The sequence below is a fragment of the Pseudomonas sp. HY7a-MNA-CIBAN-0227 genome, assembly GCF_040310325.1.
GTDB lineage: Bacteria > Pseudomonadota > Gammaproteobacteria > Pseudomonadales > Pseudomonadaceae > Aquipseudomonas.
Genome location: NZ_JBEOPT010000001.1, coordinates 72,936 through 94,884 on the forward strand (window position 1 = coordinate 72,936; position 21,949 = coordinate 94,884).

The following is a 21,949-nucleotide window of genomic DNA, read 5'->3' on the forward strand; positions in this document are numbered from 1 at the left end:
TCAGTCGCCGTACAGTTCGCGCCACAGGTGAATCTTGTCGAAATACTCGATCCCCACCCGCACCGCCAACGGCTCCAGCCCGTACTGCACGAAACCGCATCGCTGATAAAGCGCAAACGCCGCGTCATTGCCGGCGGTGACGGTCAGTTGGATCAACTTTACCCCGGCATGATGACGCGCCTCAACGAACGCTGCTTCCACCAATTGCCGGCCCAGCCCACGCCGCTGGAAACCTTCGGCGACGTACATGCCAAATAGCGTCACCTTGTGCCGGGCTTTTTCCCTGGGTTCGAACGCCAGGCCAACAATGCCCGCCAACTGATCCCCTGCAAACCCGCCGAGCACCCGATCCAGCGGACTCTCCAGTCGCTTCTGCCACCAGCTCAACGGCAATGCCGCACGCTCGGCGACGCTGGAGGTAAACGCCTGTGGATAAGTTTCATAGGCCTGGAGCATCAACGCCCGATAGGCCTGCGCGTGGTTGGCATCCAGCCGCTGAATAATCATGCGCCGCGACGCTGCTCAAGCATCAGGCGAATCGCCAGGGCCGCGAGGACAAAACCCATAAAATAACGCTGCACCGACAGCCAGGTTGGATTGTTGATAAACCAGCCGGCGATGGTCGCGGCGAACAACGAGATCAGCAGGTTGACCGTGAAGCTGACGCTGATCTGGGTGATCCCCAGCACCAGGCTCTGGGTGAACACCGAGCCGTGCTCCGGGGAGATGAACTGCGGGAACACCGACAGGTAGAACACGGCGATTTTCGGGTTCAGTGCACTGGTCAGAAAACCCATCGTCACCAGCTTGCGTGACGAGTCCGGCGGCAGTTGCTGGGCCTCGAACGGTGAGCGAGCGCCCGGTTTGACCGCCTGCCAGGCCAGCCACAGCAGGTACAGGGCGCCGGCCCATTTCAGCGCTTCATAGGCCATTGGCACCGCCAGAAACACCGCCGTCAAACCGACTGCCGCCGCAAACAGATGAACAAAAAATCCGGCGACCACCCCCAGCAGCGAAGTGACCCCGGCCTTGCGGCCCTGGCAGATCGAACGGGAGATCAGATAAATCATGTTCGGGCCGGGCGTCAGCACCAGCAGCAAGGAGGCAGCAGCGAAAATCAACAGTTCGTTGAGGGGAATCACGGTTCAGTCCTTCGAGCCTGGCGCTTCAGGCGATTGTGGCCAGCGATGAACGATAAAACGGCAGGATAAGGTCACGTGTCAAGGGTGCCAACAGCAGGTCACCGTCGCCAGCCGGGTCGATCCAGCGTACTTCCTCAATCTCGGCAGCGGGGGTTACGGCCACATCAATGTTGACCTGAAACAGCTCGGCTTCCACGACGAAACCCGGCTCATTGGCCGCCGGTGCCGAGAAGTGGCCAAGGTACACAGCCTCTGCCGGATCGATGCGCAGCCCCAACTCTTCGTGCAGCTCACGAGCCAGGGCTTCGGCCGGCTGCTCCCCGGCGTCGATCTTGCCGCCCGGCTGCATGAAGGCCAGGGTGCCGCGCTTGCGCACCAGCAGGGTTTGGCCGTCGCTGCCGATCAACAGGGCGGCGGCGATGCGAATGGTGGTGGAGGTCATGAGAGGTGAGCCTTGAAAGCAAAGGCGCAAGGATCACATGAGTATCCGGCGTACTGCAATCCAATGTGGGAGATGGCTTGCCTTCGATGGGCTTACAGGCACCGCGTTCATCCAGGAAGCCCGTGTAATCGTTAACGACCATCGCGAGCAAGCTCGCTCCTACAGTGGCAGTCGATCCGCTCTTGCTTCTCACCACTCAGGTCGGCTACCAGGCCGCCGTGCTTTTGATCTTGATCTTGATCTAAGGCGCCCCGTTAACCACGATGGCTGAACGCAGGCATTGAGCCGTGGGTAAACCGGCAGGACGCCGGTTTAGCCGTGTTGGGCCAAGGATGGCCCATCGCGGCGGCCCACGGAGCAATGCCGCAGAGAGGGCATGCCGAGCCACAGCGAGGCACCAAGTGGTGGGGCAAGAGCCCTTTTGGTTACTTTTGGGGCTCTTTTCCAAAAGTGACACGCCGTAAGGGCGTAACCCTAATCCGCCCTGACCAAAATAACGGATAGACCCCCCAGCCCACACTCGATCCCACTTATCCCAGGATCACTGCCTCTTCGGGTTCCTTGATAAATACACTGTACTTGGCCCCCTCCATCGCCTCGAAGGCAATCAGCTTGTCCACCAGCGGCAGGTTCAGCACCTTGCCTGCGTTGAGCAGCAGCATGCCGTTATCGGCGTTGAGGTTACGCGCCAGGATCATGCCTTCGGCCAGCTCACGGGTAGTGAGCACTTTGACCGTTGGATCGCCCAATGTCACATCACTGAGGAACGCCGCGCAGGCCTGAACGAAATCTTCCACCAGGTCCGGGTCATAGAGTCGACCCGCGTATTTGCGGATGTACAACAGTGCTTCGTCGCTGTTCATCTGCCGTTCGAGGATCAACCCGCGCTGCAACTCGATAAAGTCCACTGCCAGTTTCAGCAGCCGAGAGCCAAATGGAATCGCCTCGCCCTTAAGATGATCGGGGAAGCCGGTGCCGTCCCAGCGCTCCTGGTGATGACGGATCAGCCGCGCTGCATCCTTCATCGGCTCCAGAGTCATCAGCAGCGACTCACTTTGCGTGGGATAGGCCCGATAACGCTCGCGGTCGGTGCTGTGCAGCTGGTCGGCCGGGGCGATCATCATGCTGTCGCTCCAGCTCAATTTTCCGATGTTGTACAGCGCCGCAGCCATGGTCAGGTCGCGAACACTGGCCTCGTCCATCGATTGGGCTTTGCAATAAACCCGGATCAACTCGATCAACTGGCGGTTGGTCTGTTTCTCCTTGGGCAGACGCAGGTTGGCCAGCAAGGAAAACACCTCGGTGCCGGTGACATAGCTGCGCTTGAGCTCATCGTAGGCCAGGTCAAGCATGTCGGCGGTCTGCTGCAACTCGGACGTACGGGCCACCACGCGCTTTTCCAGGGTGGCGTTGAGGCCCTTCAACTGGTCGTTTTGCTCGCGGGTCAGTTGCTCCAGGCGCAGCCTTTCACGCTCGGAGTGCTGGTGATCGAGGGACTGACGCAGGGTCAGGAGCATTTCCTCGTCATTCCAGGGCTTGCTGATGTAGCGGTGGATCTGCCCTTCGTTGATCGCCTTGATGATCATCGTCAGGTCGGCATAGCCCGTCAGCAGGATGCGGGTGGTGGTCGGATAGAGCCGGTGGGTTTCGGCCAGCAGCATCGCACCGTCCATCGCCGGCATGCGGGCGTCGGTCATCACCAGGTCGACAGGCTGGGCGGCCATGATATCCAGGGCCTGGGCACCACTGCCAGCCAGCAACACGTCGTAGGGTTGGCCACGCAACAGGCGGCGCAGGCTATTGAGGATCGACTCTTCATCGTCGACCAGCAAAACGGTGGGTCTGTAAGGGGACGTCGTAGCGAACTGCTCATCCATGGCGACACCTCCTTCCAATAATACCAATTTGAACCATTGTGACCCTGTGTTGATCAACCGCTGTACTTGCGGGCGCCAATGGGCGCTAGATGGCTCACCGGGGAAACTGACGTCGATTTGACGCCAACTTGCCGACTTATTCAAGGAGCCTACTACGCTTAGGGCAAGAAGCCGATAAGCGCCCGCGCACAGCCATACAGTCATTAAGGTAAGGAAGCCACATGCGCCAGAATATGCAGTCGCGCGCCTCCGGGTACCACCCATGAACCCGCGTTCAGGGCGGGCCAATCGACGGATCCTGATCGTCGATGACACAGCATCGATCCACGAAGACTTTCGCAAGATACTCTGTGCCGACGCCAACGGCGGACAGTCCCTGGACAGCATCGAGGAAACGCTGTTTGGCACCGCACCTGCGTTGCGCCAGACCTACCTGCTGGACTCCGCCTACCAGGGTCAGGAAGCCCTCGGCCTGGTAATTCAGGCCCTGGCCGACGTTTCACCCTACGCCCTGGTGTTCATCGACATGCGCATGCCGCCGGGTTGGGATGGCCTGGAAACCATCGAACAGCTGTGGAACGTCGACCCCAACCTGCAAATCGCCCTGTGTACCGCCTATTCCGACTATTCCTTCGAAGCCATCGAAGCGCGCCTGAAGTTCGACGATCAGTTGCTGATTCTGAAAAAACCCTTCGATAACCTGGAAATCCGCCAGATGGCCAGTGCCCTGACCTGGAAATGGCAGTTGGCGCAGGACGCCGCTCTCAAGCTGTTGAGCCTTGAACGCACCATCGAGGAACGGGTTCAGGAACTGCTCAAGGTCTCGCACTTGCTGCAATACGACAGCCTCACCGGCCTGCCCAACAGCACCCTGCTGGGTGACCGGCTGACCCAGGCCATCGCCCTGTGTCGGCGTCACGATACCCAGTTGGCGGTGATGTTTATCGGCCTGGATCGCTTCAAGCGCATCAATAACGCCCTCGGTCATCCGGTGGGTGATGAGGTGCTGCAGCAGGTCAGCCGGGACCTGGTGGCGACGGTGCGCGAGTCCGACTCGGTGTTCCGCTACGGTTCCGACGAGTTCGTGATGATCCTCAACGACGTTCATCACCCCCAGCAGACCCAGATCATTGCCGAGAAAGTGCTCAAAGCTATCAGCAGTACCCGCCATGTGGCCGGCCATGACCTGAGCATCACGGCCAGCCTGGGCATCAGCGTGTACCCCAATGACAGTTTCAGCGCCATGGAGTTGATCAAGAAAGCCGAAACCGCCATGCGTAACATCAAGGATCACGGCCCCAACGACTTTAGTTTCTTCATCGACGACATGAACCTGATCGCCCGCCAGCAACAAACCCTGGAGGCCGAGATTCGGCTGGCCCTGGAGCGCAAAGAATTTGTCTTGCACTACCAGCCGAAACTGAACCTGAAGACCGGACGGATCGTCGGCGCCGAGGCCTTGATTCGCTGGCATCAACCCGACCATGGCTGGATCTACCCGTCGGCGTTCATTCCGGTGGCCGAGGACAGCGGCCTGATCATCCCCATGAGCCAATGGGTGCTACGTCAGGCTTGCGAGCAGGCGCAACGCTGGCAAGACCAGGGCCTGGCGCCGATCTGTATTTCGGTAAATATCTCGGCCATTGATTTCCGCCAGCGGGATTTTGTCGCCAACCTCGCCGCCATCCTCGAACAGACTGGCCTGGCGCCCGCCTTGCTGGAACTGGAGATTACCGAGAACGTGTTGATGCAAAACGTCGACGACACCGTGAACACCCTGCGGTCGATCAAGACCATGGGCGTGCGCCTGGCTATCGATGATTTCGGCACCGGCTACTCCAGCCTCAGTTACCTGCGTCGTTTCCCCATTGATGTGCTAAAGATCGATCAATCGTTTATTCGCGGCCTGGGGGAAAACGACCAGGACTTGCAGTTGATCAGTGCCATTATCAGCCTGGGCAAGAGCCTGGACCTGACCGTTATCGCCGAAGGGGTGGAGACCGTCGAACAACTGAACGTCCTGCTAGCCAAACACTGCGAAGAAGGCCAGGGCTACCTGTTCAGCAAAGCTATCGCCGCAGAGGACTTTGCCCGGCTGTTGGAAACTGGAAAACGCACCCTCATGCCCAATCAATAACCCCCTGCTCACAAGGAATTCACGTTGAGCGAAGCACCACACCCTCATTGTTATCGGCCGTCACACAGGATCAGCCTTGCCTTGGGCCTATGGCTGGGCAGTTGCGGGCCGGCGGTTGCGGCGCCCTTGGACGAGGCTCTGAAACCGCTGCCCGCCATGCCCATTCTGGATGCGGCGCGGGTCGAACTGGGGCGACAACTGTTCAACGAAAACCGCTTGTCAGTCAACAACACCCTATCCTGCGCCAGCTGTCATCACCTGGAAACGGGTGGCGCCGACAACAAGGCGTTTTCCCTGGGTTACGACGGCAAGCCGGTGGTGCTCAACACGCCAACCGTGTTTAACGCCAGCCTGAACTTCAAACAGTTCTGGAACGCTCGGGTGGACACCCTGGAGAAGCAGATTGAACAGGTGGTCACCAGCCCCATGGAGATGGGCAGCGACTGGGAGAAGGTGGTCGAAACCCTGGCCGCCCTGCCCGTTTACCAGAGCGCATTCACCCATTCCTACCCCGATGGCATCACGGCGGCCAACGTGCAAAATGCCCTGGCCACCTATGAGCGCACCCTGCTCACACCCAATTCGCGCTTTGACCAGTACCTGCTGGGCAACACCGAGATCCTCACCCGCGAGGAAAAATACGGCTACCAACGCTTCAAGGACTACGGCTGCATCGCCTGCCATCAGGGGATCAACATCGGCGGCAACATGTACCAGAAGTTCGGCGTGATGGGCGACTACTTCAAAGCCCGGGGCACCCCCAGCGAAACCGACCTGGGGCGCTACCTGCTGACCAAGGACGACGAGGATCGCAACGTATTCAAGGTGCCGAGCCTGCGCAACGTGGCCGTCACCGCCCCGTATTTTCACGATGCCTCGGCCAGGACCCTGGAAGAGGCGGTCGACGTGATGTTCAAGTACCAGTTGGGACGCACGCCTTCGACTGAAGACAAAACCCTTATCATCCAATTTCTCAAGACGCTGACCGGCGAATGGGCGGGCAAACCGTTATGAACAGGCCTTTATGAAAATATCCCGCCGCGCCAGCCAGCTTCTGCTCAGCGCCATAACCCTGGTGCTGGCCTCGACCCTGTTGTTTTTGTACGTCAAAACCTCGATGGACCAGACCACCAGCTACACCCAGTCACGGGACCTGATTCGCCATATCAAGCAACTGAACGCGCAATGGGACAGTGAGGTGCTCAAGGCACGAATTGCCCTGACCCACAACTATGACCCGCTGGTGGCGCCCCTCACCGAGATGACCAGCCTGTGGGCGAGCCTTGAGGCGAGAGAGTCGCAACACAATCATGCGGACCTCGCCCGCTGGAATGCAATCGAGGATGCCTATCGCCTGGCGATCCAGGAAAAGGCCCGGCTGGTCGACCAGTTCAAGTCACACAATGCGCTGCTGCGCAACTCACTGGCGTTTCTGCCGACCGCCGAGGACGACATCCAGGAGCAGTTCGCCCGCCTGGATGACAGTGAGAAACTGGCACTGCAAAACGTCGCCACCGACACCTATGACCTGCTGCTCAGCAGCCTGGAATTCGCCCAGGTAACCAGCGACGAAAAGGCGGCCGATATCCTCGTCGGGCTGAACAAGCTGGTGCTTAACAAGGAGCGACTGCCCGAGGAATTCCAGGCACCGGTGGAGATCCTCAGCAACCACATCTCACTGATTTTGCGCGAGCAACCGCTGGTTAACGACTTGCTGGAGCGTATCGCCGCAATTCCGCTGTCCGTGCACCTGGACGATCTGACCAACCAGCTCAACCAGGACCAGCAGGCCGCCGACCTGGTCGACCAGAAATACCACCGCTACCTGCTGGTATTCTCGACCTTGCTGGTGGTGTTGCTGCTCTACCTGGCGGTTCGCCTGTTGCGCAGTTTCGCCGAGATCAACCGGGGCAATCGTGCCTTGCACTCGGTCAACGAAAGCCTCGAACAACGGGTCGAAGAACGAACCCAGGAACTCAAGGACGCCCAAAGCGAACTGCTGGACAGCGCTCGCCAGGCCGGCATGGCGGAAATCGCCACCAACGTGCTGCACAACGTCGGCAATGTGCTCAACAGCGTGAACATCTCCGCCGACCTGGTGGCCCGCAAGCTGCGCACCAGCAAGGCGTTGGGGCTGGGCAAGGCCATGCAACTGATCAACGAGCACCGCCATGACCTGGGCACCTTCATCACCGAGGATGAAAAAGGCAAGCTGTTGCCCGGTTACCTGAACCAGTTGGTGGACGCCATCGCCGTCGAACAGCAAGGCATCGCCGACGAACTGGCGCAGTTGAGCAAGAGCGTCGATCACATCAAGGACATCGTCTCCACCCAGCAGTCCTATGCCGGCGCCTCCAGCCTGCTGGAACCGGTGCACATCAGCGCGTTGATGGAAGACGCCCTGCGCATGAATTCAGGGGCCCTGAGCCGCCACCATGTGACGGTGGTCAAGGACTACCACGAAGTGCCAGAGATCATGGTCGACAAGCATCGTCTGCTGCTGATTCTGGTCAACCTGATCAGCAACGCCAAGTACGCCATGTCCAACCTCGCCGACCGACCACGGCAGATGACCCTGTCGATCCTCCCCCTGGATGACGGCACCTTGCAGATCAGCGTTAAGGACGAAGGCGAAGGCATCCCGGCCGAGAACATGACGCGGATCTTCACCCACGGCTTCACCACCCGTAAGGAAGGTCACGGCTTCGGCCTACACAGCTGCGCACTGGCCGCCCTGGAAATGAAAGGCCGCCTGAGCGCCCACAGCGATGGGCCCGGCAAAGGCGCGCTGTTCACCTTGCACATCCCCCTTGACCGCGCAGAGACCTGACCATGAATCAACTGCCGAACCGGCGCATTCTGCTGATCGACGACACACCGTCGATTCACGAGGATTTTCGCAAGATCCTAACCCCGCCCGTGGAGCAGAACCTGGAACTCGATGAGATGGAAGCCGCACTGTTCGGCGGCACCGTCAAACCCCAGGCCCAGGTCCAGGCCTTTGAGCTGGACTCGGCCTACGGCGGGCAGGAGGGCCTGCAACGGCTGTGCGCGGCCATGGAGCAGGATCGCCCCTATGCCCTGGCGTTTGTCGACATGCGCATGCCTCAGGGTTGGGACGGTGCACAAACCATCGAAGAACTGTGGAAAGTCGATCCGGACCTGCAAGTAGTGGTGTGTACCGCGTACTCGGATTATTCCTGGGAAGAGCTACTGTTTCGCCTGCAGGCCCACGACCGCCTGCTGATCCTGAAAAAACCCTTCGACAACATCGAAGTCCAGCAAATGGCCAACACCCTGGCCGCCAAATGGGAAATGGCCCGTCGTGCCAGCCTGCAAACCAGTCACCTGGAGCAGTTGGTGGAGCAACGCAGCCATGCACTGCAACTGGAAATCGACGAGCGCAAGCAGCTGGAAAGCCAACTGGTGCAGTCGGAAAAGCTGGCGTCCCTGGGGCAGTTGGCAGCGGGCGTAGCCCATGAAATCAACAACCCGGTGGGGTTTATCTCCTCCAACCTAGGCACCCTGGACGGCTATTTCAAGCAGCTACAACAAATGTTCGACGCCTATCAACAGGCCGAAGAAGCCCTGGCGCCAGGGGAATGCCTTGAGCACTTGCAAACCCTGCGCAAAGGCATGGACCTGGAGTTTCTCAAGGAAGACATCCCGATTCTGATCCGCGAAACCAAGGAAGGCATCGGCCGTGTGGCGCAAATCGTCAAGGACCTGAAGGATTTCTCCCGGGTTGATAACGACGACAAATGGCAATGGGCAAACCTGCAGCAGGGCATCGACTCGACCCTCAACATTGTCGCCAGCGAACTCAAGTACAAGGCGGATGTGGTCAAACGCTACCAGCCGTTGCCGGACATCGAATGCCTGGCTTCACAGATCAATCAGGTGGTGATGAACCTGGTGATCAACGCCGCCCAGGCCATGGGCCCGGAGCGCGGCACCATCACCATCAGCAATGGCACCGAGGGCGATCGGGTCTGGCTGGAAGTCGCGGACAACGGCTGCGGGATTGCGCCAGAAAGTGTGCAGAAAATCTTTGATCCATTCTTCACTACCAAGCCGGTGGGGGAAGGGACAGGGCTGGGGCTGTCGCTGTCCTATGGCATCGTCAAGAAACACCACGGCGATATTTCGGTGACCAGCGAAGTGGGCAAGGGCACTACGTTTCGGGTGATATTGCCGATCCGGCAGACGGCGGTGGAGCAATACCCTCTATCTACAAGCTGATGAAGATCTAATGTGGGAGCCGAGCTTGCCTGCGATGGGCATAGGTATCAGCGCTCACAAAAAGAGATGTAGGGTCATGCTTGGCAGTTGCTCCAGCAAGGAAATCACTCGTAAGCTGCAAGCCTGTATTGAAACCGTGAAAGCCCATAAAAGGCATCTGTACAGCAAGCCAGGGATCAAATCCCGGTCCGAGCTGTTATCGATTTTTCTCCAGGCACAGAACGCCTGAAAAACCGTATGCCTGATGAGTCCGAACCAAGGAAAACAGAATGAGCCTGTCGTTGCTAAGCCGTTACGCCTTTTTTGCTGTCTGTGTCATTTTCACCCTCGCCAGCATCCCCTTTATCCAACACGAATGGTTGTGGCCCATCACCCTGATCACCGGTGTGCTCAGCCTGATTGGCATCTTCGATCTGCTGCAAAGCCCCCACGCGGTGCGCCGCAACTATCCGATCCTGGGCAATATTCGTTACCTGGTGGAGGCTATTCGCCCGGAAATCCGCCAATACCTGCTGGAATCCGACAGTGATGCCCTGCCCTTCTCCCGGGCCCAGCGCTCGCTGGTGTATTCGCGGGCCAAGAATGAAAGCGCCGACAAACCCTTCGGCACGCTGATCGACGTGTACCAGTCCGGTTTCGAATTTATCGGCCACTCCATGCGCCCGGCGCCGTTGAGCGACCCCAGCGCCTTTCGCGTGATAGTCGGCGGCCCGCAATGCAAGCAGCCGTATTCGGCATCGGTGTTCAACATCTCGGCCATGAGTTTCGGTTCCCTGAGCGCCAATGCCATTCGCGCGCTAAACCAGGGCGCCAAGCTGGGCAACTTTGCCCATGACACTGGCGAAGGCAGCATCAGCGCCTATCACCGGGAAAACGGCGGCGACCTGACGTGGGAACTGGGCAGCGGTTACTTCGGTTGCCGCACCAGCGACGGCCGCTTCGACCCGGAACGCTTCGCCGTGCAAGCACAGAGCCCGCAAGTGCGAATGATCGAAATCAAGATGAGCCAGGGCGCCAAGCCTGGTCACGGCGGGATTCTGCCCAAGCACAAGGTCACCCGAGAAATCGCCGAGACCCGCGGCATCATGATGGGTGAGGACTGCATCTCACCGTCGCGCCACAGCGCGTTTTCCACCCCCATTGAGCTGATGCAGTTCATCGCGCAACTGCGTGAACTGTCCGGCGGCAAACCGGTGGGGTTCAAGTTTTGCCTGGGCCACCCATGGGAATTCATGGGCATCGCCAAGGCCATGCTGGAAACCGGCATCCTGCCGGACTTTATCGTGGTCGACGGCAAGGAAGGCGGCACAGGTGCTGCGCCCGTGGAGTTCACCGACCACATCGGCGTGCCGCTGCGTGAAGGCTTGCTGTTCGTACACAACACCCTGGTGGGCCTGAACCTGCGGGACAAGATCAAACTCGGTGCCAGCGGCAAGATCGTCAGCGCCTTCGACATCGCCAGCGTCCTGGCCATCGGCGCCGACTGGGCCAACTCGGCGCGGGGCTTCATGTTCGCCATCGGCTGCATCCAGTCACAAAGCTGCCACACCAACAAATGCCCCACCGGCGTCGCCACCCAGGACCCACTGCGCCAACGGGCGCTGGTGGTGCCGGACAAGGCCCAGCGGGTGTTCAACTTCCACCGCAACACCCTCAAGGCCCTGGCGGAAATGCTTGCCGCCGCGGGGCTGGATCACCCGTCGCAACTGTCAGCCAAGCATTTGGTGCGACGCATGTCGGCCACCGAGATCAAGCTGTTCTCGCAACTGCACGTGTTCCTCAAACCCGGTGAGTTGCTCACCGGTGAAGTGAACGGCGAGTTTTATTCACGGATGTGGCAGATGGCACGTGCCGACAGCTTCGAACCTCATGAAGTGGCTGCCGCTTAAAAATGATCCAGGCGCCGGAAACGGCGCCTCCCAAAGGACTGACCCATGTTGAAAGTGATTGCCGAAGACTTCATCAAACACGAACACCTCGACACCGTGCACCCCTGGTACCTGGAGCTAGTGGAAAAAACCCGCCTGGAGGCGCTGTGCATTGCCTACGATCTGTTCGTCGACCAGAAAGACCCGGGGCACTTTATCTTTATCGAGCAATGGCCCGACCAGGCCGCGCTGGACACCCACTGCCAGACTGAGCATTTCACCCGGCTGGTGCCGCAGATCAATGCCTATCAGGCCAAGCCCTGCCGAGTGCTGCTGATGGACGCTTTTTAACAACACCCACTTCCCGCTGAACCCGGCTATTGCGCGTCCCGGTTATTCCTCGCGGGCAGCCACAGTACGCTGGTGATCATCGATGTTTAGTCGAAGCAATGAGACATCCAGTAAAACCTAAGCTTTGCAATTGCTTATAAATAGCGCCAACCTGCGCCCGACGTGCGGTGTGAGCGATCGCCGCCGTCCGCTTGTCAATTACTAAACCATCTATTCAAGAGCCCGCTGCCATGCTTAACGGACGCGACCCGCGCATCGACTTTTTTCGGGGCCTGGCGTTGATCTTCATTTTCTGGGATCACGTCCCCCACAACCCCCTCGGTCAAATCACCCTGCGTAACTTCGGTTTCAGCGATGCAGCGGAAATCTTCGTGTTCCTCGCTGGCTACGCAGCAGTGCTGGTCTACGGCAAGATCCTGCAGCGCGAAGGCTATTGGATCGCCTGCGTGAAAATCCTTCGGCGCGCCTGGGTGCTGTACGTGGTGCACATCTTCCTGCTGGCGATGCTGATGGGCATCGTGTTCTTTGCCAACAGCCATGTAGAAACCCGCGACCTGGTCCAGGAAATGGGCCTGACCCACTTCATCACCAACCCTCAGCAAGCCCTGACGGATGAGTTGCTGCTGCGTTTCAAACCCAACCTCATGGACCCGTTACCGCTCTATATCGTGCTGCTGGCTGGCCTGCCACTGGTATTGCCATTGCTGGTGCGCAAGACCTGGGCGGTGGTGGCGGTGTCGCTGGCGGTGTACCTGCTGGCGCCAAGGCTTGGCTGGAACCTGGCGGCGATTGCCGACGGCGTGTGGTACTTCAACCCGGTCACCTGGCAGTTGCTGTTTGTGCTCGGCGGCGCTGCGGCGATTCACGGGCAGCGGCCACGCTTGCCACAAACCCGCCCGCTGTCGCGCCAGCCATTGTTTATCGCGGCGGCCAGCTACGTAGTGGTGACCGGGATCATCACTGTCTCCTGGCGCTGGCCGCACATTCACGATGCATTCATGCCCAGCGTGTTGAGCGACGTGTTGTACCCCATCAGCAAGACCGATCTGTCGCCAGTGCGCCTGCTGCACTTCCTGGCCCTGGCCTACGTCACCGCCAAGCTGCTGCCCGGTCGCGAGTGGACGCAAAACTGGCTGGCGCAACAAACCAGCCGGATGGGACGCTACTCCCTGGAAGTGTTTTGCCTGGGTGTGTTGCTGGCGCCTTTGGCAGATATGGTCAACGCCATGACCGGCGATGCCTTCGCCATGCAGATATTCACCGCGCTGGTAGGTGCCGGCTTGATGGCCTTACTCGGCGCCTGGTTGGACTTGAACAAGCGTTTGACGCAACCGGCACGGGCCACAACGGCCTGATCATCGCCGCAAAAACAAAAGCCCCGATCATCTGACCGGGGCTTTTTTGTGACTCACGTGTGGGTCAGGACGCTGAACGCACCGCGCCTTGGGTGGTGTTGATCGGTTGCAGCTTGAACGCGTAGAACAGCACCGTCAGCAGCACCAGGAACGCCGGGCCCACATACAGCGCAACACGGGTGTCCGGGAAGTACGCCATCAGGCCCACCACCAATACCAGGAACGCCAGCGCCAGCCAGGAGCTGAACGGGTACAGCCACATGCGGTACTTCAAGGCGGCTCGTTCAGCCGGGCTCAGGCCTTGGCGGAACCTGAGCTGGGCCAGGAGGATCATCGCCCAAGTCCAGATCGCGCCAAAAGTAGCGATGGCGGTGACCCAGACGAAGACTTTTTCCGGTACCAGGTAGTTGAGCAGCACGCCCAGCAACAAGGCCACAATCGACAACAGCAGCGCACGGCGCGGTACGCCATTGCTGGAAGTGGTGCCGAACGTTGCTGGAGCCTGGCCGTTCTGCGCCAGGCTGTAGAGCATGCGCCCGGTGCTGAAGATCCCGCCATTACAGGACGACAGAGCGGCAGTGATCACCACGAAGTTGATGATGCCTGCGGCGGTCTTGATGCCCAGGCGCTCGAACGTCATCACGAACGGACTGCCCTGGGTGCCGATTTCATTCCACGGGTAAATCGACAGAATCACGAACAACGCACCCACGTAGAACAACAGGATGCGCCAGAACACCGAGCCGATGGCATTGGGAATGGTCTTCTGCGGGTTCTTCGCTTCACCGGCGGTCAGGCCGATCATCTCTACGCCCAGGTAGGCAAACATCACCATTTGCAGGGACATCAGCACGCCCTGCACGCCATTGGGCATGAAGCCGCCGTGGGCCCACAGGTTGGAAATCCCCAACGCCACGCCATCGTTGCCGAAGCCGAAGGCGATCACCCCAATGCCGCCGATGACCATGGCAATGATGGTGACGATCTTGATCAGGGCGAACCAGAATTCGAACTCACCAAAGGCCTTGACCGCGATCAGGTTGATGGTGCCCATGCTGATCAGGGCCGCCAGGGCCCAGATCCAGCGCGGCACATCGGGGAACCAGACGCCCATGTACACGGCCACCGCAGTGATCTCTGCGACACAGGTCACCAGCCACAGGAACCAGTAGTTCCAGCCGGTGAGAAAGCCCGCCAGCGGGCCGAGGTAATCCTGGGCATAACGACTGAACGAGCCGGCGACTGGGTTATGCACAGCCATCTCGCCGAGGGCGCGCATGATCACCAGGATGGCCAGGCCACCAATGATGTAAGACAGCATGATCGCCGGGCCGGCCATTTCGATGGCCTTGGCCGATCCGAGAAACAGGCCGACACCGATACAGGCGCCGAGCGCCATCAGGCGAATATGCCGTTCGCCCAATTCGCGTTTAAGCGGGCCGCCCGAAGCGGTCTCGCCGTGGGGCAGGTGATTGCCAGCGGGCATAGGAGTACAACCTCATGTTGTTATTGGATATGAATCACCGAGCGTTCGACGTCACAGCAGGTCGCCATGACGCCTTCCTGCCAGGCTCACCTTTTGGGCGAACCTGCCTGGCCGAGTAAACCGGCCAGCTCAGCGGGCGTGCAGTATAAAAAGCCATGAGCAGGGCTTTTCACTCTATAAACAGTAAAATTCAGCTAGAACTCTTGGCAAAAGCCCCCTATACGAAGGGTCATTGCCTGGAGGATGCAGAAATCACCCTCAATAAACGGCGGCGAGTATTGCACAGCAATGGTGCACCGTCATGCCCCTACCTTGGGTGTATTTGCCTGGAAAGAAGGCTCTAGGACGGACCTTCTGTAGCCAGTCACCGAGTTGTTGTGGCGAGCGGGCTTGCCCGCGTTGGGCTGCGTAGCAGTCCTAATAAAGTCACCGCATTTTTCCAGACAGATCTCCATGACCGGTTTTAGGGCGGCTTCGCCACCCAACGCGGGCAAGCCCGCTCGCCACAACAGGCCCGCTTGCCACAAGAGCCAGCCTGCTAGTCACAAGAGTCTGATCACAGATATATCCGCACATTGATCTCACGATCGCCCTCCGCTGCCAGGTGCTAGCGTCAATGGGCTACTCATCCATTCAAAGGAGCAAAGGATTGCCCCATCACCCCAACTCTCACCTGCTACGCCGTGGCCGATATTCACAATCAGGTCGCGCCTACCTGATCACTGTCGTGGTTCATGACAGACGGCCACTGTTTCGCGACTTTCACCTGGGAAGGTTGCTGGTTGCCGAACTCAAGCAAAGCCATGACCTGGGCTTGGTCAACTCATTGGCGTGGGTCGTCATGCCGGATCACTTTCACTGGTTATTTGAACTGCAAGAAGCGCCGCTATCTCAGGTAATGGGAAGAACCAAGTCCCGGAGTACGCTGACCATCAACCGTGCTTGCGGCAGCTCAGGTGCTTTCTGGCAACGGGGCTATCACGATCGTGCGGTTCGAGCAGAAGAAGACCTTTGCCCGATTGCCCGCTACATCATCGCCAATCCACTTCGCGCTGGACTGGTGGAAAATATTGGCGACTATCCACTCTGGGACGCCGCTTGGCTCTGAGCCAGACATCTACCCCTGTTGGCAAAAGGGCCTGTTGTGGCGAGCGGGCTTGCCCGCGTTGGGCTGCGTAGCAGACCCAATAAAGTCACTGCGTTTTTCCAGGCAGATCTCCATGGCCGGTTTTAGGGCGGCTTCGCCGCCCAGCGCGGGCAAGCCCACTCGCCACAACAAGCACTCACCTCAACTATCGATTGCCTACACAAATCCTTCCTACATGCCCACCACCGTCTAAGCTTCAGGCAAGTCCGATCAATCTGCGTGAATGGATCAATCGACTATGGGCGCTTTATGGCAAACCGGTTCGACCAAGACTGCGGTGCCAACCGACAGCACGGGTGAACAGCCATTGCCACAAAGCCCCCGCCAGCGGTGGCTGGGATGGCGGCTGTTGTGGCTGTTGCTGGTGATCGGGTTGATCGCCCTCGGTTTCGCCGTCTCTCGGGAAATGCGTACGTCCAAGTGGCAAGCCCGAGAGTTCAGTCGGGTCGCGGCGAACTTGACGTACGACCTGCAACCCGGCCCCAGCGATGCCATCGTCTACCCCGGTGCAGGCCCCTTCGACCAGCGTCTGGGCTACAGCGCGCTCGGTGATTTTTTGCCGCGCCTGCTCAAGCGCGACTATGTGATACAGAATCAGGCCCGCTTCTCCGAGGCCCTGATGGACTACACCCGCCACGGCTTGTTTGTGCCCTACCCCGAAAAAATCCAGGCAGGCCTGTCGATCACCGATTGCCGCGCTGAACCGCTGTACCGTTTCAGTTATCCCCAACAGTTTTACCCGACCTTCGCGGCCATTCCGCAGGTGGTAGTCAACAGCCTGCTGTTTATCGAAAACCGGGACCTGCTGGACCCCGCCCAGCCCCAGGCCAACCCCGCCGTGGATTGGCCTCGCTTTGCCAGGGCGGCCTGGTCCCAGGTGGCAAAGCTGCTGCACCTACCTGGCCAGACGGCGGGCGGCAGTACCCTGGCCACACAATTGGAAAAGTACCGCCACTCTCCTGACGGCCTAACCCTGTCCGGTGGCGAGAAAATTCGCCAGATGATTTCCGCCAGCGTGCGCACCTACCAGGACGGCCCGGGCACCTTACAGGCGCGGCAGAACATCGTGCGCGACTACCTCAATAGCGTGCCGCTGTCCGCCGTTCCGGGCCACGGCGAGGTCCATGGCATGGCCGAAGGGCTACGTGTCTGGTACGGCGCCGACTTCAACCAGAGCAATGCCCTCCTGACCAGCACAGACCCAAAAAACCTGACGCAAAAAGCCCTGGCCCTGCGTGAAGTGTTATCGCTGATGATCGCCCAGCGCCGGCCCTCCCACTATTTGTCCAAGGGCCGCGCGGAGCTGACCGACCTCACCGACAGCCATATCCGCCTGTTGGCGCAAAACAACGTGATCGACCCGGCTCTGTCCGCTGCCGCCCTGGCCAGCAAAGTAAGTTACCGCGACTGGCAGCAACAGCCCACGATCCAACCCATCGAAACCAACAAGGGCATCAGCGTCGCCCGCAGCCGCCTGGCCGCGCTGCTCAAGCGGCCTCTGTACGACCTGGACCGCCTTGACCTGTCCGCCACCAGCACCCTGCAAAGTGACCTGCAAACCCAGGCCACCGCCTACCTCAAGCACCTGGCCGACCCGGCCTTCGCTGGCCAACTGGGCCTGCTCGGCCCGCGCCTGCTGACCCCCGCCAGCACCGCCCAGGTACGCTACAGCTTCACCTTGTACGAGATGACAGCCGACGGCGCCCGTGTACGGGTGCAGACCGACAGCACCGACCAGCCCTTTGACATCAACGAAGGCAGCAAGCTGGAGTTGGGCTCCACCGCCAAGCTGCGGGTGCTGACTACCTACCTGCAAATCATCAGCGAACTGCACGACCGCTATGCCGGCCAAACGCCTGCCGCGTTGCAGAAAGTCGAGGTCGGCGACCAGGATCGCCTGTCCCGCTGGGCCCTGGATTACCTGGCGCAAAACACCGATCAAAGCCTGCCGATAATGCTCGACGCGGCACTCAACCGGCAGTATTCCGCCAACCCCGGCGAAAGCTTTTTCACCGGTGGAGGCTTGCATCGCTTCCATAACTTTCGCAACGAAGACAACGGCCGTAACCCTACCCTGCGTGAAGCACTGCGCGAATCGATCAACCTGCCCTTCATTCGCCTGATGCGCGACCTGGTGCGCTACAGCACCTACCAGGCACCAGGCAGCAGTGCCCAATTGCTCAAGGACGACAGCGACCCGCGCCGTCAGGAATACCTGGCGAAATTTGCCGACCGCGAAGGCACCTCGTTCCTACTGCGCTTCTGGAAAAAGTACCGCAACAAGGACACCCAGGCCCGGCTCGACACCTTCCTCGACAGCCTGCACCCCACCGCCATCCGCCTGGCCGCCGTGCACCGCTACCTGCTGCCCCAGGCCAGTCAAAAGAGTTTCAACAGTTTTGTCCGTGCCCATTTGACCAGCACCAAGGCCCCGGAAAAACTCACCGATGAGCGCCTGGAAAAGCTCTATCAAAACTACGGCCCCGGTGCCTACGACCTGCCGGACCAAGGCTACATCGCCAAGGTCCACCCCCTGGACTTGTGGCTGCTCGGCTACTTGTTGAACAACCCCGACGCCACCTTCACCCAGGCCGTCGCCGCCAGCGAGTATGAGCGTCAGGAAGTCTATGGCTGGCTGTTCAAGAGCCGGCACAAAAGCGCCCGGGACAGTCGTATCCGCACCATGCTGGAGATCGAAGCGTTTCTCGATATTCATCAACGCTGGCAGGCCGTCGGCTACCCCTTCGACCACCTGGTGCCGTCCCTCGCCACCGCGATTGGCAGCTCAGGTGATCGCCCGGCCGCCCTGGCGGAACTGGTGGGAGTTATCCTCAACGATGGCGTGCGCGAGCCGACACTGCGCATCGACAGCCTGCATTTTGCTGCAGGCACTCCCTATGAAACGCGCTTGATCAATGACCCCAATCGCAGTAAACGGGTGATGCCCAGCGACGTCGCCAGCGCCTTGCGCGCAGCGCTATCGCAAGTGGTGGACGCCGGTACCGCGAAACGGGTTTCCGGCAGTTTCAAACTGGCGGATGGCACGCCCCTGACCATGGGCGGTAAAACCGGCACAGGTGACAACCGCATCGAAGCCATCGGTGCCGGTGGACGCATTCTCAGTTCCAAGTCCATCAATCGCACCGCCACCTTCGTGTTCTACATTGGCGAGCAGCACTTCGGCACCCTGACGGCGTTTGTGCCAGGCAGCTCGGCGCAAACCTTCACGTTCACCTCGGCACTGCCCGTACAGGTACTTAAGGGCATGGCGCCCCTCCTGACGCCTTACCTGCAACCTGGCGAGCACACCGCGTGTCAGGCGCCCTGAACATAGCAAAAGTGAAGACATTCACGTCCTGGAACAATAGTTACTCTATTCAATAGTTATTTGCGTTTGCGGACAATCTAATCACCGTACCTGGCTCGACCCTGTCGGAAAACCGTTCGTCGGAATGGATCTTGCTCAGCCAGTAAGATATATCTTAAGTTATGTCTAACTAATACGCAGAGAGCATGACCATGAGAGACCCTCATTCCCACCGTGAACCCGGTGACGGCCGCGATGGCTTCGAGAAACGCCCAGGCCGCGAACGCGGTGGTCGTGGCCCACGGGTCTTCGCACCGGGGGATTTGAAACTACTGTTGCTAGCGCTGATTGCCGAGCAGCCGTGCCACGGCTACGACCTGATCCGCCAGATTGAAGGTTTGTTCGACGGCGCCTACAGCCCCAGCCCAGGGGTGATCTACCCAACCCTGACGTTCCTGGAAGAAAGCGAATTGATCACCGGCGACGTCGATGGCGGAAAAAAACGCTACACAATCACCGACGCTGGACGTCTTTCTTTAAGTGAACAAGCCGTTGCACTGGACGGCGTACGCATGCGCATCGATGTCAGCAAGCGTTCGCTGCGCGGCCATGACCGGCCGCCGGAAATTCACGAGGCGGTACACAACCTGCGCCATGCCCTGCAACTGCATCACGGGCGCTGGAGCGCGCAAGAAATCACCCGCGTCGCGGGCCTGCTCAACGGCACCGCCCACGCCATCGTCGACGGCCCGGTCGTCCAACCTGTACAGGGGGAAAATCCATGAACACACCCGTCATCCACCGCGTCACCCACGAGATAAAACGCCGTCGCCTGGACGTGCTGCGGGTGGTCGATATCACCCCGCGCATGCGCAGGATTACCCTCGGCGGTGAGCAACTGGCAGGGTTTGTCAGCCTGGGCAGTGATGATCACATCAAGCTGCTGTTCCCGCAGACCGCCGCCGAGTACGTGGCGCTGCAAAGCCCGACCTTCAGTATCAAGGGCGACGGGCCACAACCGGCCATGCGCGACTACACCCCGCGGCGGTTCGACCTGGCCATTGGCGAACTGGACATCGACTTCGTCTTGCACGGTGATGGCCCCGCATCGACCTGGGCCGAACAGGCAGCGGTCGGCCAACACCTGTACATCGGCGGACCTCGAGGCTCGATGATCGTGCCGGACATCTTCGACAGCTACTTGCTGATCGGCGATGAAACCGCCCTGCCGGCCATTGCCCGGCGCCTGGAAGAATTACCAGCAGGGCGCGAGGTGCTGGCGGTGATTGAAGTGGCCAATGCGGCTGAACGACAAACACTGGAGAGTGCTGCAGATGTGGAGGTGATCTGGGTTCTACGCGGTGTGGACAACTTGCTCGCCACCGTCCAGCAATTGCGCGTACCGGACGGATCGTTGTATGCCTGGGTGGCAACAGAAACCAAGCTGTCGCGGCAAGTTCGCCGGGTGCTGCTCGATGAGCACAAGCTCGATGACTCGTTCGTCAAGGCCGTCGGGTACTGGCGTGCCAACAGCAGCGAAGACGAATAAAGCGTAAGCCGGACTCAACCACAATGAAGATCAAATAAAGGTGGCGACTGGCAAGTCTGCCACATAAGCCCTGCGGTGATTTAGCGACCCTGTCCAGCCCGACTATCGCCAAGGCAATCACCACAAATCCCAGCAATATCGCCCCGGCATTCACAAACACCTGTGGATAACCCAGGGTATCCACATCAATGAACGGGTACTGATACTGCCCCAGCAAATGCCCGCGCAATAGCGCGTAAGCAAAGTACACCAGGGGGTAGATCACCCACAGGCCAATGTGTTTGAGGCGCAAGGTGCCTTTGGGCACGCCGAACCACCAATAGCCAAGAAACAGTAGGGGCATCACGTCGTGCAGCAACTCGTCGGCGATGAACTGAAAACCCTGCGGGTGCCATAAATGTCGCAGCAACAGGTTGTAGGCCAAACCCACCACAACGATGCTCACTGCTATCGCGCTGCTCACCGCAGGCTGCAGGAAAAACCGTCGACCGGCTGAAGGATGATTCACCCGTGCATAACTCAAGACCACCACCGCCAGGATGTTGGTCAGCACAGTGAAGAAGCTGAAGAAGTTGACCAGGCCGCCCAGCAAGCTGGCGCCTGAAGTCCAACGGGAATAAAAAATCAGGTACTGCTGAATCACCAGGCCCGTCCAACCGGTGAGTGCCGCCACTGCCACATAGCCAGGCAACCTGCCACTCACGCCATCAATCCTGCGGACGTTTGGTGCGCATCAGCTTGACGTACAGCCCTTCGACCTTCTCCCGTGCCCATGGCGTCTTGCGCAAAAACGACAGGCTCGACTTGATGCTCGGGTCGCTGGAAAAACAGCGGATGTTGATGCGCTCGGCCAGCCCTTCCCATTGATAGTGAGTCACCAGTGCGGTGAGAACCTGTTCCAGGGTGACGCCGTGCAGGGGGTCGTTATTTTGTGCAGTCATGCCGGGCCTTTGCCAAGAATTCAAGAATGAAGCCGCGCACCTTAGCCGAGGGGCGATGCCGGTGGAAGCGATGCCTTCACTATAGCCCTTGAAAAAAGTTCCCAT

17 protein-coding genes and 2 pseudogenes are annotated in these 21,949 nt (G+C 59.6%); 12 read left to right on the forward strand and 7 right to left on the reverse strand.

The window, feature by feature from the left end; translation table 11 throughout:
* From AAEZ06_RS00365 to nosR, 4 genes are all read right to left on the reverse strand, one after another.
* Window positions 1-507 (reverse strand): GNAT family N-acetyltransferase, encoded by a 507-nt coding sequence (locus AAEZ06_RS00365; protein WP_350612405.1) that lies wholly within the window; start codon window positions 505-507, stop codon window positions 1-3.
* Window positions 504-1,142, reverse strand: coding sequence for a LysE family translocator (locus AAEZ06_RS00370; RefSeq protein WP_149411027.1), 639 nt, complete (start codon window positions 1,140-1,142; stop codon window positions 504-506). The genes AAEZ06_RS00365 and AAEZ06_RS00370 overlap by 4 nt, the downstream gene beginning before the upstream one ends.
* 25 nt (window positions 1,143-1,167) lie before the next feature.
* Window positions 1,168-1,584, reverse strand: coding sequence for an NUDIX hydrolase (locus AAEZ06_RS00375; protein WP_350612407.1), 417 nt, complete (start codon window positions 1,582-1,584; stop codon window positions 1,168-1,170).
* Window positions 1,585-2,114: 530 nt separating this feature from the next.
* Window positions 2,115-3,461: a response regulator c-di-GMP phosphodiesterase, NosR family gene (nosR, locus tag AAEZ06_RS00380; protein WP_149411024.1), complete on the reverse strand. Its 1,347-nt coding sequence runs from the start codon at window positions 3,459-3,461 to the stop codon at window positions 2,115-2,117.
* A gap of 262 nt (window positions 3,462-3,723) precedes the next feature.
* Between nosR and AAEZ06_RS00385 the strand changes: the two genes are divergently transcribed.
* The 8 genes and pseudogenes from AAEZ06_RS00385 to AAEZ06_RS00420 all read left to right on the forward strand — a co-directional run bounded on the left by AAEZ06_RS00385 (window position 3,724) and on the right by AAEZ06_RS00420 (window position 13,414).
* Entirely contained in the window at window positions 3,724-5,598 is a 1,875-nt protein-coding gene (locus AAEZ06_RS00385) for a putative bifunctional diguanylate cyclase/phosphodiesterase (RefSeq protein ID WP_149411023.1), read from the forward strand.
* A 69-nt stretch (window positions 5,599-5,667) separates the two neighbouring features.
* Entirely contained in the window at window positions 5,668-6,612 is a 945-nt protein-coding gene (locus tag AAEZ06_RS00390) for a cytochrome-c peroxidase (RefSeq protein ID WP_350612754.1), read from the forward strand.
* Between the two features lie 10 nt (window positions 6,613-6,622).
* The gene (locus tag AAEZ06_RS00395) at window positions 6,623-8,428 is read left to right on the forward strand and encodes a DAHL domain-containing sensor histidine kinase (protein ID WP_350612410.1); all 1,806 of its coding nucleotides are present in this window, start codon (window positions 6,623-6,625) and stop codon (window positions 8,426-8,428) included.
* 2 nt (window positions 8,429-8,430) lie between these two features.
* Complete coding sequence (locus AAEZ06_RS00400) at window positions 8,431-9,840, forward strand: ATP-binding protein (RefSeq protein WP_149411021.1); 1,410 nt, start codon at window positions 8,431-8,433, stop codon at window positions 9,838-9,840.
* Window positions 9,841-9,910: 70 nt separating this feature from the next.
* Window positions 9,911-10,069: pseudogene (locus tag AAEZ06_RS00405) on the forward strand (LuxR C-terminal-related transcriptional regulator); the annotation flags it as partial.
* A 40-nt stretch (window positions 10,070-10,109) separates the two neighbouring features.
* Window positions 10,110-11,729 carry an FMN-binding glutamate synthase family protein gene (locus AAEZ06_RS00410; RefSeq protein ID WP_350612412.1) on the forward strand — a complete coding sequence of 540 codons (1,620 nt, stop codon included), beginning with the start codon at window positions 10,110-10,112 and terminating at the stop codon, window positions 11,727-11,729.
* Window positions 11,730-11,774: 45 nt separating this feature from the next.
* Window positions 11,775-12,059 carry a putative quinol monooxygenase gene (locus tag AAEZ06_RS00415; RefSeq protein ID WP_149411018.1) on the forward strand — a complete coding sequence of 95 codons (285 nt, stop codon included), beginning with the start codon at window positions 11,775-11,777 and terminating at the stop codon, window positions 12,057-12,059.
* Between the two features lie 230 nt (window positions 12,060-12,289).
* A complete protein-coding gene (locus tag AAEZ06_RS00420) occupies window positions 12,290-13,414 on the forward strand; it encodes an OpgC family protein (protein ID WP_350612414.1) in 1,125 nt (374 codons plus the stop codon).
* 64 nt (window positions 13,415-13,478) lie between these two features.
* On the opposite strand, the gene AAEZ06_RS00425 is transcribed toward AAEZ06_RS00420, so the two are convergent.
* Window positions 13,479-14,900: an amino acid permease gene (locus AAEZ06_RS00425; protein WP_149411016.1), complete on the reverse strand. Its 1,422-nt coding sequence runs from the start codon at window positions 14,898-14,900 to the stop codon at window positions 13,479-13,481.
* A 649-nt stretch (window positions 14,901-15,549) separates the two neighbouring features.
* Between AAEZ06_RS00425 and AAEZ06_RS00430 the strand changes: the two genes are divergently transcribed.
* The 4 genes from AAEZ06_RS00430 (at window position 15,550) to AAEZ06_RS00445 (ending at window position 20,903) form a co-directional block, all read left to right on the forward strand.
* Window positions 15,550-16,008: an REP-associated tyrosine transposase gene (locus AAEZ06_RS00430; protein ID WP_149411064.1), complete on the forward strand. Its 459-nt coding sequence runs from the start codon at window positions 15,550-15,552 to the stop codon at window positions 16,006-16,008.
* A 277-nt stretch (window positions 16,009-16,285) separates the two neighbouring features.
* A complete protein-coding gene (locus AAEZ06_RS00435) occupies window positions 16,286-19,375 on the forward strand; it encodes a transglycosylase domain-containing protein (RefSeq protein ID WP_350612416.1) in 3,090 nt (1,029 codons plus the stop codon).
* Window positions 19,376-19,566: 191 nt separating this feature from the next.
* Window positions 19,567-20,139: a PadR family transcriptional regulator gene (locus tag AAEZ06_RS00440; protein ID WP_149411014.1), complete on the forward strand. Its 573-nt coding sequence runs from the start codon at window positions 19,567-19,569 to the stop codon at window positions 20,137-20,139.
* Entirely contained in the window at window positions 20,136-20,903 is a 768-nt protein-coding gene (locus tag AAEZ06_RS00445; protein WP_350612419.1) for a siderophore-interacting protein, read from the forward strand. Before AAEZ06_RS00440 ends, AAEZ06_RS00445 begins: the two co-directional genes overlap by 4 nt.
* Window positions 20,904-20,976: 73 nt before the next feature.
* On the opposite strand, the pseudogene AAEZ06_RS00450 reads toward AAEZ06_RS00445, so the two are convergent.
* Both AAEZ06_RS00450 and AAEZ06_RS00455 read right to left on the reverse strand, forming a co-directional pair.
* A pseudogene (locus tag AAEZ06_RS00450) lies at window positions 20,977-21,594 on the reverse strand (Pr6Pr family membrane protein); the annotation flags it as partial.
* A gap of 16 nt (window positions 21,595-21,610) precedes the next feature.
* Complete coding sequence (locus AAEZ06_RS00455; protein ID WP_149411012.1) at window positions 21,611-21,844, reverse strand: VF530 family protein; 234 nt, start codon at window positions 21,842-21,844, stop codon at window positions 21,611-21,613.
* Window positions 21,845-21,949 lie beyond the last annotated feature (105 nt).